This window comes from Providencia sp. PROV003, from assembly GCF_045040775.1.
Taxonomy (GTDB): Bacteria; Pseudomonadota; Gammaproteobacteria; order Enterobacterales; family Enterobacteriaceae; genus Providencia; species Providencia huashanensis.
Window position 1 is genome coordinate 1,113,408 of sequence record NZ_CP096369.1, and the last position, 17,852, is coordinate 1,131,259.

The 17,852-nt window shown below is 40.6% G+C and carries 15 protein-coding genes; 7 read left to right on the forward strand and 8 right to left on the reverse strand.

Annotated features, from left to right (window positions below):
* Nucleotides 1-214 precede the first annotated feature (214 nt).
* Entirely contained in the window at nt 215-856 is a 642-nt protein-coding gene (gene msrA, locus M1F14_RS05045; protein ID WP_181468825.1) for a peptide-methionine (S)-S-oxide reductase MsrA, read from the reverse strand.
* 133 nt (nt 857-989) lie between these two features.
* Here msrA and M1F14_RS05050 point away from each other — a divergent pair, with 133 nt between their 5' ends.
* Genes M1F14_RS05050 through M1F14_RS05060 form a run of 3 tightly spaced genes read left to right on the forward strand, consistent with a single transcriptional unit; the run spans nt 990 to nt 6,856 of the window.
* A complete protein-coding gene (locus M1F14_RS05050) occupies nt 990-2,732 on the forward strand; it encodes an autotransporter assembly complex family protein (protein ID WP_071548697.1) in 1,743 nt (580 codons plus the stop codon).
* The gene (locus M1F14_RS05055; RefSeq protein ID WP_181468824.1) at nt 2,729-6,505 is read left to right on the forward strand and encodes a translocation/assembly module TamB domain-containing protein; all 3,777 of its coding nucleotides are present in this window, start codon (nt 2,729-2,731) and stop codon (nt 6,503-6,505) included. The genes M1F14_RS05050 and M1F14_RS05055 overlap by 4 nt, the downstream gene beginning before the upstream one ends.
* Nucleotides 6,506-6,508: 3 nt before the next feature.
* A complete protein-coding gene (locus M1F14_RS05060; RefSeq protein WP_042845772.1) occupies nt 6,509-6,856 on the forward strand; it encodes a gamma-glutamylcyclotransferase in 348 nt (115 codons plus the stop codon).
* Between the two features lie 91 nt (nt 6,857-6,947).
* On the opposite strand, the gene ppa is transcribed toward M1F14_RS05060, so the two are convergent.
* Together ppa and fbp are read right to left on the reverse strand one after the other, a co-directional pair.
* Complete coding sequence (gene ppa, locus M1F14_RS05065) at nt 6,948-7,478, reverse strand: inorganic diphosphatase (protein WP_042845770.1); 531 nt, start codon at nt 7,476-7,478, stop codon at nt 6,948-6,950.
* Between the two features lie 211 nt (nt 7,479-7,689).
* The gene (gene fbp / locus M1F14_RS05070) at nt 7,690-8,697 is read right to left on the reverse strand and encodes a class 1 fructose-bisphosphatase (RefSeq protein ID WP_042845769.1); all 1,008 of its coding nucleotides are present in this window, start codon (nt 8,695-8,697) and stop codon (nt 7,690-7,692) included.
* A 164-nt stretch (nt 8,698-8,861) separates the two neighbouring features.
* Here fbp and mpl point away from each other — a divergent pair, with 164 nt between their 5' ends.
* Nucleotides 8,862-10,244: a UDP-N-acetylmuramate:L-alanyl-gamma-D-glutamyl-meso-diaminopimelate ligase gene (mpl, locus tag M1F14_RS05075; RefSeq protein WP_181468823.1), complete on the forward strand. Its 1,383-nt coding sequence runs from the start codon at nt 8,862-8,864 to the stop codon at nt 10,242-10,244.
* A gap of 81 nt (nt 10,245-10,325) precedes the next feature.
* Here the strand turns inward: mpl and M1F14_RS05080 are convergent, their stop codons facing one another.
* From M1F14_RS05080 to argR, 4 genes are all read right to left on the reverse strand, one after another.
* Entirely contained in the window at nt 10,326-11,501 is a 1,176-nt protein-coding gene (locus M1F14_RS05080) for an anaerobic sulfatase maturase (protein ID WP_048605828.1), read from the reverse strand.
* 1 nt (nt 11,502) lies between these two features.
* Nucleotides 11,503-13,227 carry an arylsulfatase gene (locus tag M1F14_RS05085; protein WP_181469354.1) on the reverse strand — a complete coding sequence of 575 codons (1,725 nt, stop codon included), beginning with the start codon at nt 13,225-13,227 and terminating at the stop codon, nt 11,503-11,505.
* A gap of 105 nt (nt 13,228-13,332) precedes the next feature.
* Nucleotides 13,333-13,746, reverse strand: coding sequence for a DUF6122 family protein (locus M1F14_RS05090; protein ID WP_052219328.1), 414 nt, complete (start codon nt 13,744-13,746; stop codon nt 13,333-13,335).
* 83 nt (nt 13,747-13,829) lie between these two features.
* Nucleotides 13,830-14,300 (reverse strand): transcriptional regulator ArgR, encoded by a 471-nt coding sequence (argR, locus tag M1F14_RS05095; protein WP_042845763.1) that lies wholly within the window; start codon nt 14,298-14,300, stop codon nt 13,830-13,832.
* Between the two features lie 494 nt (nt 14,301-14,794).
* Between argR and mdh the strand changes: the two genes are divergently transcribed.
* Complete coding sequence (mdh, locus tag M1F14_RS05100) at nt 14,795-15,733, forward strand: malate dehydrogenase (RefSeq protein ID WP_042845761.1); 939 nt, start codon at nt 14,795-14,797, stop codon at nt 15,731-15,733.
* 467 nt (nt 15,734-16,200) lie between these two features.
* Here mdh and M1F14_RS05105 read toward each other — a convergent pair whose 3' ends face one another.
* On the reverse strand, nt 16,201-16,473 hold the full coding sequence (locus tag M1F14_RS05105; RefSeq protein WP_042845755.1) for a helix-turn-helix transcriptional regulator: 273 nt from the start codon (nt 16,471-16,473) through the stop codon (nt 16,201-16,203).
* A gap of 513 nt (nt 16,474-16,986) precedes the next feature.
* Here M1F14_RS05105 and M1F14_RS05110 point away from each other — a divergent pair.
* Nucleotides 16,987-17,334 (forward strand): DNA-binding protein, encoded by a 348-nt coding sequence (locus tag M1F14_RS05110; protein ID WP_042845753.1) that lies wholly within the window; start codon nt 16,987-16,989, stop codon nt 17,332-17,334.
* Nucleotides 17,335-17,467: 133 nt separating this feature from the next.
* Complete coding sequence (locus M1F14_RS05115; RefSeq protein WP_042845752.1) at nt 17,468-17,830, forward strand: DNA-binding protein; 363 nt, start codon at nt 17,468-17,470, stop codon at nt 17,828-17,830.
* The last annotated feature ends 22 nt before the right edge of the window (nt 17,831-17,852 follow it).

The following is a 17,852-nucleotide window of genomic DNA, read 5'->3' on the forward strand; positions in this document are numbered from 1 at the left end:
CAGTAGCGCACTATGCGCAAAATAATTGATATGTTCGATGAGTATAGCATCGGGTATATTTATCTGGCTAGATATTCATCATAAATCATGTTGTAGGGCGGTGTTTACTTTATTGCCTGAGCCGTGTACTCGATTATGCTCAGGTAATTTATTATCTATCTACAACATGATTTATCTAGAATGAAAAACAAATTAAAAACTAATAATTTATGTTTTAATTATTTAATGAGGGGGGTAAGCAAACACCAATACCCCCTAAGCCACAATAACCATTTGGGTTTTTGTATAAATACTGCTGGTGGTAATCCTCTGCGAAATAGAAGGTTTCCAATGGCGTAATCTCAGTTGTAACCTGACGTACATCATTTTGTGCTTTCATTGCTGCTTGGTATGCTTGCAAGGTCTTCATTGCTTGCTGGTCTTGTTCATCGGAAACCGTATAGATGGCCGAGCGGTATTGGCTGCCAATATCGCCACCTTGGCGCATCCCCTGAGCAGGGTCGTGATTTTCCCAAAATAAGGTTAATAATTGGGTGTAATCGATCGTTTGTGGGTCAAAAACGACCCGGACGGCTTCCGCATGCCCTGTTAACCCTGAACACACTTCCTCATAGGTTGGGTTTGGTGTTAACCCACCACAATATCCTGCTGAAGTGGAATAAACGCCAGATTGCTGCCAAAATAGACGCTCTACACCCCAGAAGCACCCCATAGCAAAATAAGCGATTTCCATATTCTTAGGAATAATCTCAATCGAATGATGGTTAACCGCATGATATGGTGAGTAAGTTATAGCGGTTGCTCTGCCGGGCAGAGGTTGTGCAATATTTGCAGAGTGAAATTTATTAAATGGCATAATGATTCCTATGTATATTGACCGCACAAAAAAACTAAAAATAGGGATAAAAACTTGTGTATCCGGCTAATTTTACTCAAAATAAATTGATATGAAGTATTTAGTCAATCGAATAACCACCTTAGGAGTAGGCGTGTCGAAATACCCACTAGCTTGTTTTCTCTGCCTAACTGCGGCACTACCAGTGGCACACGCAGCGAACCTTCGCCTTAATATTGAAGGGCTTGAAGGCCAACTTAATCAAAACGTGCGAGTACAACTTTCTAATATATCTCAAGATGAAGTTGTACCCAATGGTCGTTTTCGAGCCCGTGTTGAGAAAGCAATTCAAGAAGGTTTAAAGCCTTTAGGTTATTATCAACCTTCCGTTGAGTTTAGTTATGAAGAAAAAACCCCGCCTGCTCGTTCTGTATTGACTGCTAAAGTAACTCCTGGAGAACCCATTTTATTGAGAGGGGTGACAGTTGAATTACAAGGTGGTGCAAAAACCGACCCTGACTATGAAAAGATGGTTAAAAAATACACACCAAAACTGGGTATTATCCAAAATGATGGTGAATATGAAGATTTCAAAGGTCGTTTTAGCAGCCTAGCTATTCGTAAAGGTTATTTTGATGCAATGATGGAGAAAAGCCAATTAGGTATTTCTCTTGACCACCATGCTGCTTATTGGGATTTTGATTTTAATAGTGGGGAGCGTTATCGCTTTGGCGCCATTTCTTATCAAGGGTCGCAAATTCGTGAAGATTATTTGAATAATCTCGCTCCGTTTAAAAAAGGGGAATATTACACCTCCGAACAACTCGCTGAGTTTAACCGTCGGTTAGCAGAAACTGGCTGGTTCTCTTCTGCGATTGTCACTCCGGACATCGCAAAAGCGCGTGAGGCGGATTCCGATGTGTTACCTATGGAGGGTGTGATGGTCCCCCGCGCCAAAAACTTTATTGAACTTGGTGGCGGTTATGCAACTGATGTCGGCCCGCGCGTTAAAGCGACATGGAATAAACCTTGGGTCAATTCAAGGGGGCAAAGTTTTACATCAAGTATCAGCCTTTCTCAACCAGAGCAATTGATTGACGCTAGTTATAAAATTCCATTAAAAGCCAATCCTTTAGAGCAATACTATGCCGTTCAAGGCGGTTTTAAACGCACCGATTTAAATGATACACAATCAAATACTACGACTTTAAATGTATCTCGTAACTGGGACTACTCTTCCGGTTGGCAATATGGCGTGAATATGCGTTGGATGCTGAGTAACTTTACCCAAGCTGATGTCACTAATACGACAATGCTATTGTATCCAGGGGCTTATGTTAGTCGCATTCGTCAACGTGGTGGTGTGATGCCAAGTTGGGGGGATAGCCAACGTTATTCAATTGATTATTCGAATAAAATTTGGGGTTCAGATATCGACTTTGCTGTATTGCAAGCTAAAAATGTATGGATAAGAACCCCATGGGAGGGGCACCGTTTTGTGGTGCGAGGTAATATAGGTTGGATTGAAACCAATGATTTTGACAAAGTCCCGCCAGACTTGCGTTTCTTCGCTGGTGGTGATGGTAGTGTGCGTGGATATGGATATCAAAAAATCTCCCCAGAAGACAGTAAAGGTAAACTGACAGGGGCATCTAAGCTGGCTGTTGGCTCTGTTGAATATCAATATAATTTCACGGGTAATTGGTGGGGCGCCACTTTTATTGATAGCGGCGAAGCAGTAAATGATATTAAAAAGAGTGATTTTAAAACTGGCGCAGGTATAGGTGTTCGCTGGGTTTCTCCAGTAGGACCGATTAAATTTGACCTTGCAACACCAATCGGTGATTCAAATAACGACAAAATACAATTTTATATCGGTTTGGGGACTGAATTATGAGGTGGTTGAAATGGCTAAAATGGATAAGTCTTTCCATTTTATTAATTCTAGTTCTTATTATTGCGGCATTAAGTTGGGTAATTGGCACCCAATCCGGTCTTCATTTTGCTTTAAATTCAGCGACTCGCTTTGTTCCTGAATTAACGATTGATAAAATAGATGGTGATATCAGTAATTTAACGTTGACTGGCGTGAAGTATCAAATGCCAGGCATTGATGTTAATGCAGGGGAATTACATTTAGCATTACGCCTAGGCTGCCTGAAAAGCCGTGAATTATGTATTGATAACCTTAGCACTGATAATGTAATGGTAAATGTTGATACGGCGCAGTTACCGCCATCAGAAGAAGCACCTGCTTCAGAGCCACTAACTGAACTCAAAGCACCGCTAACCATTCGTTTAAACCAGCTTTCGTTAGTTTCAACTCACGTCAATGTTGATGGTATGGATATTGATTTAGCTAAATTTACCACAGGGGTAACGTGGGAAGATAAAGCTATCACAATTATTCCGACAGATATTATTGACTTGGCAATTCATTTACCTGAAACGCAACAAGATCAGGCGACGGAAGACAAACAACCCGACCCTGTGCCGATTAACGAGCAAAAATCGTTAGCAGATGAACTAAAAGAATTGTTCTCAAAACCGCTACTGGCTGAATTACCTGAAATAATTTTACCTGTTAATTTAAATGTTGAGGGGATTAATGCATCGAACTTTCAATTAACTGGTGGGGCTGACGTTAAGATTAACCAATTACATCTTAGCTTGTCTAATGAGGGGCAGCAGGTACTGGTTAAACAGTTAAAAGTTGATGCGCCACAAGGTAATGTGGCTTTATCTGGAACAGCAATGTTGAAAGATAAGTGGCCAGTATCTTTATCAATATTGGGAGAGAGCCGTTTAGAGGATTTAGATGGGCAAAAAATAGATTTGTCTTTAAAGGGCGGCTTAATTGATGAACTAAAATTGGCATTGAATCTGCAAGGCCCAATTAATGCGACGTTAGATGCAGAAACTGACTTATCACAAGCGGATTTGCCAATTTTATTAACACTAAAAAGCGATAAGCTGACATGGCCTTTAGTCGGTGATGCACAGTACCAGTTAGATGGCACACGCCTACGTTTAAATGGCCGCCCATCCGCTTATGATATGTCTTTGCGTTCTGCTATTACTGGGCAAGATCTTCCTCCATCAACCTTACTCTTAGACGCCAAAGGTAATGAAGAGCAAATTAACCTTACGCGTTTACGCTTATCCGCTTTACAAGGGAATGCGGACATCACAGGGGTGGCTGACTGGAGTAAAGCAATCAGTTGGAATGCGGTGCTAACCTTGTCAGGTATCAATACCGCTAAACAATATCCCGAGTGGCCAGCGAAGGTCGATGGTAAAATTGTTACGCGCGGTAGCCTATACGGTGGGAGCTGGCAATTGCAAGTCCCTGAAATTATGCTGGATGGTAATGTAAAAAATAACTTACTGAAAGCGCGTGGGCAGGCAAAAGGCAATGCAGCCGGTCAGTGGGACATCCCTAATTTTAATTTAGCACTAGGCAAAAATAATATTGATGTAAAAGGGACGCTTGCTGATAAATGGAATCTTGATGCAAAAATTAACGCACCTGGGCTCAATGGTCTACTACCCGGTTTAGGGGGGGTGATTGTTGGTGATGTGAAATTACGGGGTAATTTGCAAACGCCAGAAGCGTTAATTGACTTAACCGCTCGCGGTGTGAAATGGCAAAATGATCTCGCTATTGATAACGTGGTTATTAAGGGTAATGTTGCTACTGGTGAGCAGATAAAAGGCGATTTATCCGTTGTCTTACGCCAATTAAAGCAAGGTGATATGGTCATTAGTAACCTGAATCTTGACGCGAAAGGTAGTGAAAAGCAGCATACACTGAAGCTGAATGTTAAAGGTGAACCTGTCTCAGGGCAGTTATCACTCGCAGGGAGCTTTGACCGCCAAACAGAAGTGTGGAAAGGTAACCTGACCAATACGTTATTTGATACTGTTGTCGGTGAGTGGCGCTTGAATCAAGCCATGTCACTTAATTACGCTAATCAAACGCAAGAAGTGACAATTGGTCGTCATTGCTGGGTAAATCCAGATGCGCGTTTATGTGTGCCAAAACCAATTAAAGCAGGTAAAAGCGGCAGTGCTGACATTGTATTAGAACGCTTTGACTTAGCAATGATTAAACCGTTTATGCCTAAAGATACACGTGTTAGTGGTGTCTTTAGTGGCAAAGCAAACGCTATTTGGAAAGACGATGGCAGTATGCCGCAAGTGAAGTTAGATTTACGTGGCAATGACGTTAAAGCAACACAGTTTGTTGAAGGGACGCGCTTACCTATCGCATTTGATACCTTAACGTTAAGTGCAGGGCTCAAAAATGGTAAGGCAGACGTTAATTGGTTGTTTGGTTTGCAGAATAACGGCCAGATGCGCGGCAATATTCAAATTTCAGATATTGAAAAACGCCGTCTGTTAGCGGGTAATGTAGAAATCAATTCGATTACTTTAGATTTAATTAAACCGCTGCTTGGTCAAAAAGAAGTGGCTAATGGCCGCTTGAGTGCCAATTTACGGCTAGGGGGCTCAGCAAATAACCCATTATTAAATGGTAATTTATCGCTTTCTAGCTTAGAAGTTCGCTCAGCGATGATCCCATTTGATATTAAAAGTGGTCATTTAGGTATTAATTTTAATGGCACTAGCTCTGTGATGAATGGGCAAATCAATACACCGGAAGGTTATTTGAATATCGATGGTGATGCTGATTGGCGTAACATTGATGCGTGGCGAGCTAAAATAATGGCGCGTGGTAATAACTTACGGGTTTCTCTGCCACCAATGATTAAGATTGATGTACAGCCGGATATTGTGTTTGATGCATCGCCATCCTTATTAACCTTGAATGGTTCTGTGACAATCCCTTGGGCAAGAATTACTGTTCAGGAATTACCTGAATCTGCGGTTAGCGCATCATCTGATGTGGTTATGCTAGATAGTGATTTAAAACCAATAGAAGAAAAAGCGCCATCAATCCCAATTCAAACCAATCTAGATATTAAAATTGGTAATGATGTTCGGTTAGATGCGTTTGGTTTGAAAGCTCGTTTGACTGGCTTGTTGAAAGTTATTCAAAATAAGCATGGCCTCAGTTTGAATGGTCAAGTTGATATTCCTGCAGGGCGTTTCCGCGCTTATGGGCAAGACTTAATCGTCCGCAAAGGCCAAATACAGTTCTCTGGCCCTGCCGATCAGCCATTCTTAAATTTAGAAGCTATCCGTAACCCAGATAACACCGCTGATGATGTTATTGCGGGTGTTAAGGTAACAGGGCTTGCAGATAAGCCGAAGGTAGAAATATTCTCTGAACCTGCCAAAACGCAACAAGAAGCACTCTCTTATCTGTTAAGAGGGGAAGGGTTAGATAGTGGTGATGCAAATGGTTCACAAATGACATCAATGCTTATTGGCCTTGGTGTTGCACAAAGTGGGCAATTAGTTGGCAAGATTGGTGAAACATTTGGGGTATCTGATTTGGCTGTTGATACCCAAGGTGTGGGGGATAGCTCCCAAGTTGTGGTGAGTGGTAAGATCACTAATGATTTACAAGTGAAGTATGGTGTTGGTATCTTTGACTCATTGGCGACGTTAACGTTACGTTATCGATTGATGCCAAAACTGTATTTAGAAGCGGTGTCTGGTGTTAACCAGGCCTTGGATCTCCTTTACCAATTTGAGTTTTAGATTATGCGTGTAATTGTTTATGGCAGCTTAAGGCAAAAGCAAGGTAATCATCACTGGATGACTTATGCTCAACTGTTAGGGGAGCATAAGCTAGAAGGCTATGAACTGTATGATCTTGGGTTTTATCCTGCGGTGGTTAAGGGGGATGGGGTGATAGAGTGCGAGGTATATCGCATTAACCCATCTATCTTAACAGAGCTAGATGAGCTAAAGAAAAACTCCCAAGATTATGCGAGGGAGCTAATTTCGACGCCATATGGCAATGCTTGGATTTATCTATATAAACATTCTGTTGATGGTCTGCGCCGCATAAAAAGTGGTGACTGGCTTAAACGTAATGAAGAAGAATAAACGTTTAGCCATTTAGGCTTTGTAGTTTGTTAATAAAATAAAAAAGCTCTGGTATTTACCAGAGCTTTTAACAATGACCCTTAAGGGAAAATTATTTTTTTGCAGCGCGTTCGAAAGAAGAAATAATTTCTGCTTTAGCGGCTTCTACGTTATCCCAACCGTCAACTTTAACCCATTTACCTTTTTCTAAATCTTTGTAGTGTTCAAAGAAATGGGTAATTTGTGCTTTCAGTAGTTCAGGGATATCGTTCACATCTTTAATGTGGTCGTATTCTTTGCTTAATTTAGTGTGTGGAACAGCAACTAATTTAGCGTCTTCACCTGATTCGTCAGTCATTTTTAAAACCCCAACTGGGCGACAACGAATAACTGAACCCGGCTGTAATGGGTATGGAGTAGGGACTAACACATCAACTGGGTCGCCATCTAAAGACAGAGTATTGTTGATGTAACCGTAGTTGCATGGATAGAACATTGCTGTTGACATAAAACGGTCTACAAACAGCGCGCCAGATTCTTTATCAACTTCATATTTGATAGGGTCTGCGTTAGCTGGAATTTCGATGATAACGTAGATATCTTCTGGCAGATCTTTACCTGCCGGTACATTGTTCAGGCCCATTTAAGTGTATCCTTTGTGTGAATAATGAATTTACCTACTGACTTTTAAGCTGCTGGTGGAAACGGTATTAATGACTTATTTCCATGCAAGTTAAATCTCAGGGTAGATAACGTGGGGACATTATAGCCGTAAAAGGGGGGAAAACTCACTAGTTGGAGAAAAAAAGGGGCAAAAAAGGCGGGAAGCCCCGCCTATTAGCTAGTTATATGAATTATTCGGTGTCAGGGAACTCACGCATGAATGATTCTGCTTTCTCCACCATTGACTCTGTTCCTACGAAGAAAGGAGCACGTTGGTGTAATTCACTAGGGATAATATCCAGGATGCGGTTAGCGCCATCGCTTGCTTTACCGCCGGCTTGTTCAGCTAAGAATGCAATAGGGTTGCACTCATACAGAAGACGCAGTTTACCATTTGGATGGCTTGCTGTACTTGGGTAAATATAAATCCCCCCTTTAAGCAAGTTACGGTGGAAGTCTGCGACTAAAGAGCCAATATAGCGGGTGGTATAAGGACGGTTTGTCGCTTTATCTTCTTCTTGGCAGTATTTAATGTACTTTTTAACACCCATTGGGAACTTGATGTAGTTACCTTCGTTGATAGAGTACATTTTACCTTCTGATGGGAACATGACTTTCTCATGAGAAAGGCAGAAAACACCTAAAGAAGGGTCGTAGGTAAATGCATGGACGCCAACGCCAGTGGTGTATACCAACATAGTAGAAGAACCGTAAACAACATAACCGGCAGCAACTTGGCGATGACCTGGCTGTAGAAAATCCGCTTCAGTAACTGGTTGCCCAATTGGTGTAATACGGTGATAAATTGAGAAAATTGTCCCAACGGAAACGTTTACATCGATATTTGAAGAACCATCTAATGGGTCCATTAAAACGACATACTTTGCGTTTTCAGCACGATCTCCTTCGAAAATGACAATTTCGTCTTCTTCTTCAGAGGCGATACCGGCAACTTCTCCGCGGGCTTTTAAAGCCGCTTTCAGTTTTTCGTTTGCATACAGGTCTAGCTTCATCTGGACTTCGCCTTGAATATTCGAAACACCATTGGTGCCAAGAATATCTACCAACCCAGCCTTGTTAATATCACGATGGATAATTTTAGCGCCCAGTTTGATTGCTGATAGTAATGATGTCAGCTCACCTGTTGCATGAGGAAAATCTTGTTGCTTTTCGACGATGAATTCGCCTAATGTTTTCATGACGAAGGTCCTGAATAAAATTGACAAAGGTTTTGCGGGGTATTGTACCCTCGCGCGCAGAGAGTTTAACTAAATAAAAAAAAGATTAATAGGTTAATGCATTTATAAACCTGCTATTGATGGGTAGAATAGTGACAAACCTCATGCTAATTGGATGAAAAAGAATGCACATACATATTTTAGGTATATGCGGTACCTTTATGGGTAGCTTAGCAATATTGGCTCGTTCTCTAGGCCATAAAGTCACGGGCTCTGATGCAAATGTGTATCCACCAATGAGCACTTTGCTTGAAAATCAAGGCATTGAACTCATTCAAGGTTATGACCCTTCACAACTCGACCCAGTACCGGATATGGTGGTTATTGGTAACGCCATGACGCGTGGTAACCCTTGTGTTGAAGCTGTATTAGAAAGAGGCTTACCTTACACTTCAGGTCCTCAGTGGCTACATGACCATGTATTACCAGAACGCTGGGTGCTCGCTGTGGCAGGGACGCATGGAAAAACCACTACCGCGGGTATGTTAGCGTGGGTGTTAGAAGATTGTGGTTATAAGCCTGGTTTCCTAATTGGTGGTGTCCCCGGTAACTTTGATGTGTCGGCAAAAATAGGGGAAAGCCCATATTTTGTTATTGAGGCAGATGAATATGATTGTGCATTTTTTGATAAGCGTTCTAAATTTGTTCATTACAGCCCGAGAACGTTAGTCCTGAATAACCTTGAATTTGACCATGCGGATATTTTCGAAAGCCTTGAGGCGATACAAAAGCAATTCCACCATCTGGTTCGTATCGTTCCAGCCAGCGGCAAAATTTTCACACCAGATAATGACAATCACTTAAAACAAGTCATTGGTATGGGCTGTTGGAGTGAACAGGAGCTTGTTGGTGGTGAGCATGGTGAGTGGCAGGCAGTAAAATTGAATCATGATGGTAGCCATTTCGAGGTTTACTATCAACAAGAGAAAGTGGGTGAAGTCACTTGGTCACAAGTGGGCAATCACAATATTCAAAATGCATTGATGGCGATAGCCGCAGCACATCATGTCGGCGTCCCCGCCAAGGAAGCTTGCCTTGCTTTGGATAAGTTTATCAATGCACGTCGGCGGTTAGAGCTGCGTGGTGTTGAGAATGGTGTGAGTGTTTATGATGATTTTGCTCATCACCCAACCGCTATCTTGGCAACATTAGAAGCATTACGTAGCAAAGTGGGGGGGACTTCACGCATTATCGCCGTACTCGAACCTCGTTCGAACACCATGAAAATGGGGATTAACAAAAATGATATTGCGCCAGCCTTAGGCCGTGCAGATGAAGTCTTTTTATTCCAACCTGCTAATATTCCGTGGATGGTAACGGATATTGCAGAGAAATGCGTGCAACCTGCTCGTTGGAGCGCTGATATTGACGCTTTGACAAATATGGTCATTGAGACGGCTCAACCTGGCGACTATATTCTCGTGATGAGCAATGGCGGGTTTGGTGGCATTCATGGCAAATTGCTTGCGGGTTTAAAGGCTAAAGCCGAAATAGAATTAGATGAGTAATGGTTTAAACCGTATTTATCTGTAAATAAGCCCCCTATCATAGTTTGTGAGATAGGGGCTTTTGGTTAATACTAACCTTCGTTAAAACCCTATTTCTTGCCGCCATTGTTGAACGCCGCGCATACTACGTTCATATTTCCTTAGCGGTGCCATAACAGTATTAAAAAACTGAAAATAGCCTTCACATAACTTGTTTTTCCCCATCGAATTGATATGCGCTGGGCATCCGCCTTGGCAAACCGCTTTTACCGTACAAGATTGGCATTCTCTGCGGGTGCTTTTATTTTGCCCAAAAGGTAGCTCTATAGAATTGAGGACGAGTTCACTCAAAGGTGTTTGTTCTAAGATGTTCCCAATGTGATGGCTACTATTTATTTGGTGGTCGCAGGCAAATATTTGCCCTTGAGCTTCCATGACCAAGTTAGTACCACAGCGTTCTGAGTGGACACAAGTCTGGCTAACATGGGTAAAATACTGGCTGTAAACGTGCTCAATGTTCATCACATGTACATTGCCAACGTGGCGTTGAGATTTCCAGTGTAAATAGATATCAGTTAAAAATTTTCCCCAATTAGGAGCCGTCAATGTAAATTGATGTTCAAGCGCACTACCTTCGGTCATTAATGGTTGGAATTGAATAAATTTTACACCAAGCTGAATAAAGTGCTCATAGATGGTTTGTGCTTGATTGGCTACGGCATCATGTACAACCGTCAAGATGTTGAATTCAATATCAAACTCTTGTAGAAGCCTTATGCCCTTTAGGACGGCGTTGTAACTACCTTGCTGGCCTTTTTTGTCTAAACGATAGCGGTCATGTATTTCTTTTGGTCCATCTAAACTCACACCAATAATAAAATTATGCTGCTTTAAAAAGCGGCACCATGCAGGGGTGAGCAAGGTACCATTGGTTTGTAGACTATTAGAGATTTTCACATGCTTTGGTGCATATTTTTGCTGCAAATCAATGGCTTTTTTATAAAAATCTAACCCAGCAAGTAGGGGCTCTCCACCTTGCCACACAAAATTAATTTCTTTGCTGTAGGTTGGTTGAGAAGCAATATAATTACGGATAAAAGGTTCTAACATCTCTTTTATCATGGGTTTAGGTCTAGGTAATTGGTCTTCTGGATAATAACAATAATCACATTTCAGGTTACAACCCGCCCCAACAGGTTTAAGCAAAATATGAAAAGGGACAACCGCCCTTGTGGGCGGTGAAAACGAAGAAAGGCTATCATAAAAGGCGATTTTCATATTATTCCCCTGATTGATTCACTGAGGGAATAATACGTTTATGCGTTTTGGGGTCGATACCAATATAGTTACCTGTTTTTTCATCATAACCAATATAATCAATGGCTTCTCCTTTGGCTTCAATCACCATGCCAGTTTTAGCAAATTGTTCATATTGCTGACGAAGTTTCTCAAGGATCTTCGGATGTTGTGTTGCAACGTTTTGCGTTTCTAGCGGATCATTTTTTAAATTAAACAGCTCCCATGGCGCCATTTCTGCTTTTGCCGAGTTTGGAACAAGGCGGCGTAGTTTCCAATCACCTTCAACCAAGGCTGCCTGATTATGTAATTCCATGGCAAATGAATAGCGGGTTTTAACGGGGATATCTTGGGTAAAATGTTGTTTAAAGCTAACTCCTCTAATGGGGACTGGGTTGATATTTTTAATTTTTTTATTGGGGTCAATATTGGCAAATTCATATAAGGTTGGCGCGATGTCATAAACGGCCATAGGGGTATTATCAATACTACCCGCTTTATGGATACCAAGGCCTTTGATAATGAAATTGGTATTAATGCCACCCTGTGCGCTAGTAGTTTTATGGTAATTGGCATACGGAGCATTGCTAACATTAGCCCAATGAGGGCCTGCTGAAATAAATGAATTTTTACGGCCTAAGTTTTCGTAGCTATTATCAAATTGCGTCCAAAATGCAGGGTCGCCCTCGTAATAAAAGCCTTGAGCAGGGTTAGCTCCATTATCAGTGGCAAAAATAATGATGGTGTTTTTATCTCGCCCAGTTTCTTTTAGCGTCTGGAATACATTGCCAATTTGCTCATCCATATTAGCTATCATGGCGGCGTAGACTTGCATGGTTTTAGCGGTATAGCGTTTTTCTTCGGGGGTGAGTTGTTCCCATTCTTTATCTAAATCAAGGTGAGGCATCGGCGTTTTATCTGTAATAATCCCGATTTTTTTTAATCGGTTGATTCTCTGCCGGTAAATTTTCCCATAGCCTTCATCATATTGACCGTCAAAACGCTGGGTCCAGTCATCTGGTGCTTGTAGGGGGTCATGGGGAGCCGTGAAGGCTAAATAAGCAAAAATGGGCTGTTCACTGGGTGTTTCTTTGATCCATTTTTCAAGTTGTTGTGCATAAGCTTCGCTGGAGTAAAAATTCGCAGGTAAAGCGGTTTTCTTACCATTTAACGTGTAATAGGTATGGAAACTTTCAACGGTACCAAGAGGAACTGCATCATCAAAATGGCTAGTGCCACCTCCCATAAAGGCAAAAGCTTGGTTAAAACCCCTATCGGTTGGCTTGGAGCCAGAACTGTAGCCTAAGTGCCATTTCCCTGACATCAGTGTGTTATAGCCAGCATCTTGGAAACGCTCGGCCATGGTAACAACGCGATCAGTTAGCCGTAATTCATAGCCTGGTTCACCGACTGTATTTTCGTACCACCACATTCCACCGATACCAGCTTGCTGATTGGTGGCGCCAGTGAGTAGCATGGAACGTGCAGGTGCAGACATTGGTGAGGTGTAATACTGGCTCATTCTGACACCTTGTTCTGCCATTGTTTGTAAATTAGGTGTCGGGATCTCACCGCCAAAAGGACTGATATCGGAATACCCCATATCGTCGGCGATAATGATTAAAATATTAGGTTTTTCAAGGGGGGCGCTGTAAGCAAAGTTTGATATTGCACTGCTTAATGCAACGGCTAATAGTGTTTTTTTGATCATTCCACGGCCTCAATTGTTGATAAATTGTTTCATTAACATTAAATATTGTTGCTATGGATGACTATCGTTCTTTGGAATTATATCTATGGTATAAATGAAAGCTTAATTAACACTCAAGGAAGGCACAGAAATAGGGCATTGTGTGACAGCTAAGCTCAACGTGATTGGGGCATTCATTTCTTTTTTGAGACTGCCCATATAACAATCTAATGAATCTGTAAAAAGATGGAATAAGCAACCTACAGCGACAGCCTTGAGCTTCCATGAAGGCATAAATAATAACACCACATAAGCAATAGCAGCCCAAAGGGAATGAAGAGGATGAAAGCCAATACCGCAACGCTCAGGGTCGAAAATTGGATCTGCTAATAGGTGGTCTAAATCGATAGCCATAGTCGCTATCATGATTAACGCTGCGATCTTCCAATTTTTTCGCCAAAATAAATAAGCAAATAGAATTGGCATCAAAAAATGGAAACCATAATGTACGAGGTTACGGAAAATGTCGAATAACACAGCGAAGTCCCAAAGCAGTTAGGGGGCAGAAAAAACAGAGGGAAATAAGACTTCCCTCTTCATATCAATGAATATCGATAAAATTATAATTCTTGTTCAAACAACGCTAAGATAGCTTCATACAGTTCTTGCGTTGTGAAGTTATTTGCAGGCGTAGAGAAAATCGTGTCATCTCCCGCGATACTGCCTAAAATCCCCTCCGCTTTCCCCAAAGAGTCTAGTAAACGTGCAATAAGTTGTGCGGCACCTGGGCTAGTTCTAATGACGACAACTGAAGGGTTATAGTCAATATCCAACACCAAATTTTTGAGAGGGCTGGTAGCAGTAGGAACACCGGGCTCTGTCGGTAGGCAATACACCATTTCCATTTTTGCATTACGGGTGCGAACCGCACCAAATTTTGTCAGCATTCTGGAAATTTTTGATTGATTGATGTTTTCGAAGCCTTCTTCTTGGAGAGCTGTGACAATTTCAGCTTGTGAGCTGAATTTCTCTTCTTTCAATAGGGCTTTAAAAGCCTTAACCAAGTCTTCTTGTTTAGACGGAGTGCGCATAATTAACCCATTCTTCGGCATTAAACTGAGTTGTATTATCCGTAAAAGTGCATTTTTATGCAACAAAATTGCGTTATGATGATTTTATAAACAGTATTCAATGTGCCCTTGAGTTAAAGAGCCATGGAGAGGTTAATGATAAACATTAATTTATCTTGTTTGCCCATAGTTAAGCGTCAGCATAATAGGCTAATGAACTTACGCAATAAATATTGTAAAATTATTGTTAATAAAAATGATTTTGTTTGAATAATAAACAGTAAAAACAACTTATTGTGCGAAAATCAATAGTAAGAAAAACTATTTGTTAAAAAAGTGCCCGTTATCTCATTAACAGATAAGGAATTTGTTTAGAATACTGGCAATTAGTAGACAAGTTCTCTAGCGTTAAACTCTCTCTCTATCTGTTAACAAATTGTTTTTTATACGTAATGTGTTAAGTGTATAACAAATAAAGTGATATCTTTTTAAAGTACAAATTAAGGAGTTTCAGAATGAAAGTTGCAGTCCTAGGTGCAGCAGGTGGTATCGGTCAGGCTCTAGCCCTTCTTCTCAAAAACCAGCTCCCAGCAGGTTCAGAACTCTCCCTCTACGACATCGCACCAGTAACGCCAGGTGTTGCTGCTGACTTAAGCCACATCCCTACTGATGTTAAAGTAACAGGTTTTGCTGGTGAAGATGCAAAACCGGCGCTAAAAGGTGCTGATATTGTTCTTATTTCAGCGGGTGTTGCGCGTAAACCAGGCATGGATCGCTCTGACCTGTTTAATATTAACGCGGGTATTGTTCGTAATCTGGTCCAACAAATCGCTGAAACTTGCCCGAAAGCGTTAATTGGTATTATTACTAACCCTGTGAATACTACAGTTGCAATTGCAGCAGAAGTACTGAAAAAAGCAGGTGTTTACGACAAGAATCGTTTATTCGGTGTGACAACACTGGATATTATTCGTTCTAATACTTTTGTTGCTGAATTAAAAGGCAAAAATGTCAATGACATCGAAGTTCCTGTAATCGGCGGTCACTCAGGAGTGACAATTCTTCCTTTATTATCACAAATTGAAGGTGTTAGCTTCACTGACGAAGAAGTTGCAGCTCTGACTAAGCGTATCCAAAATGCAGGTACAGAAGTTGTTGAAGCTAAAGCCGGTGGCGGGTCAGCGACTCTGTCTATGGGCCAAGCAGCAGCACGCTTAGGCTTATCTTTAATTCGCGGCCTACAAGGCGAAAGCAATATTGTTGAATGTGTTTACACCGAAGGTGATGGTGAGCACGCACGCTTCTTCGCACAACCAGTTGTTTTAGGTAAAAATGGTATCGAAAAACACTTACCAGTGGGTAAATTAAGTGCGTTTGAAGAAAATGCGCTAAAAGAAATGTTAAGTGTATTAAAAGCAGACATTGAGTTAGGCGAAAAATTTATTAACGGCTAATGCCAATTAATTTTTTCTAACTAAAAAAAGGTTGAGTTCAAGTCTATAGAACTCAACCTTTTTATTTTTTGTCACGCCACGCCACGGTATTCTTCACCTCATGTACTGACTCCAATGAAGATCTATGAGTACTTATTTCCCATAGTAATGGATGCAAAATAGACGCCAGCCAATATTGTATAGGGGCTAATTGTTTTACTCATTTATAATCGATGATGTAAGCAAGTGGTTTTTGGCTGCTTAATGATATGGGGCATCTTATTGTTAGTTAATGGGCTGTAGGGGAAATATTGAGATTGCAAATCGAGTGAAGAAATATAGATGACTTAATATAACGCCCCATCAATAAGGTTTTTGGGTTTAGATAAAAATTGTCTCAACTTAATCAATTAGTATTAATCAGTTAGTATAAGAATATAAAGCCACCGATAATAACTCATAACAATGGCTTTATATTCATTATTTTTTTAGCTTTCTACTTGTGTTTTATCTCTGACTTTCCTTTCTAATAAGTTCCCCGAGATAGGGTCATAATACCGACTAGGCCAAATTTCAGAAGGATGGATACCTAAAAAATTGGCAATGATCCATTCCCCTTTAGGCCAAGGGCGTGATAGTGCATTCGCTAACGTAGAAGAGCTAAGACCTGCCTCTCTAGAAATAGCGGCCAGAGTTGTTCCACGCTTACGTAAAGCGGCGATGATGTCTGCTGGATGCCAGTCCGACTTCCGTAAAATCATTTTTTAGTCCTTTTTTCGCTCAGAATAATGTAGAGTTAATGGTACGAGTAACGGGAAACTGTGATACATTCAGTACAAACTCCCTGTTATTGGAAATAAAATAACAGAAATTTCCCAAAATAATTTCCAGTTTTTTCTAAAAACTTCATTTTATGAAACTGTCGGGGTTTTTGTGAAACTAAATAGAAAGTCAGTGTTAATAATTGTGAATTAGGATAAAACTTTGAAATTAAAACTAACTCTTTCGAGTTAGTAGTGGAAATGGCGTATTTAATGTTATCCGTTACTTGTATTAGTAATATATATAAATTACTCAATAAAATTAGTTAAATTATTAGCGAGTAAATCATTTAATTATCTGTTATTAAAAGAAATTAGAATACTAATAACAAATATTATTTGTATATTATTATTTGCAGTTATAAATAAAATGAATGAGTTAATGTTTTTAAGAAAATATAGATAGTTTTCAGCAACTAGAAATAAATTGTCATCATGACTAGGAGGGTCAGCATGTACAAGGAATGGCTAACTGCAAAGGAGTTGGTCGGGTTGCAAGGGCTTCCCATGACGACTCAAGGCATAAATGCGATGGCAAGGCGAGAAAATTGGGTCAGCCGTAAAAGGCGGGGGATTCAAGGAAAAGCGTTGGAATATCATATTAGTTCTTTGCCTATCGATATTTTTGAAAGCCAGTTTGTGAATGAAACTTCTGCACCTTATCAAGTCAAACGAAATGATAATTCGTTTATTTGGCAGGAGGCATATAACCAGCTTTCTAACGAGGAGCGTGACATTATTTTGACATTCATTATGCGTGAAGGGGCTTTAGCACTAATCGATTTAATTAATAATAAATAGTTTACAAATACTTAAGATGCAAATAATTAGTATATAAAAATAATATTATATTGAGTCTAAAATTTTTTTAACAGTTGACGATTTGGTAAAGCTGCAACAGCAGGTTTCATAATATAAGCGTGAAAGTGAAAATATGAAAAAATTGTGGTTCACTGCAAAAGAATTAGCAGGGCTAGAAGGTCTCCCTACATCGCCTCAGGGGGTAAACCTAATGGCAAGACGAGAAGGCTGGAAGCATCGTCGCAAACGGGGCGTTCAAGGTAAGGCTGTTGAATATTATGTAGAGAGCTTACCTGATGAAATTCAAGGGCAACTCAGTTTATGTGAGCCATCGGTGACTTACCAAAGCCAAAGAATAGATGCACTGCAAATTTGGTCAGAAGCCTATTACCAATTGACGGAGGCTGAACGCAATAAAATTGTCAAACATATCTTGCGTTACGGCTTATCATCACTTCTTGCTCAAATTGGTGAAGAAGAGAAAGAGGAAAAATAACTCCTCTTTCTCGCATCGCATG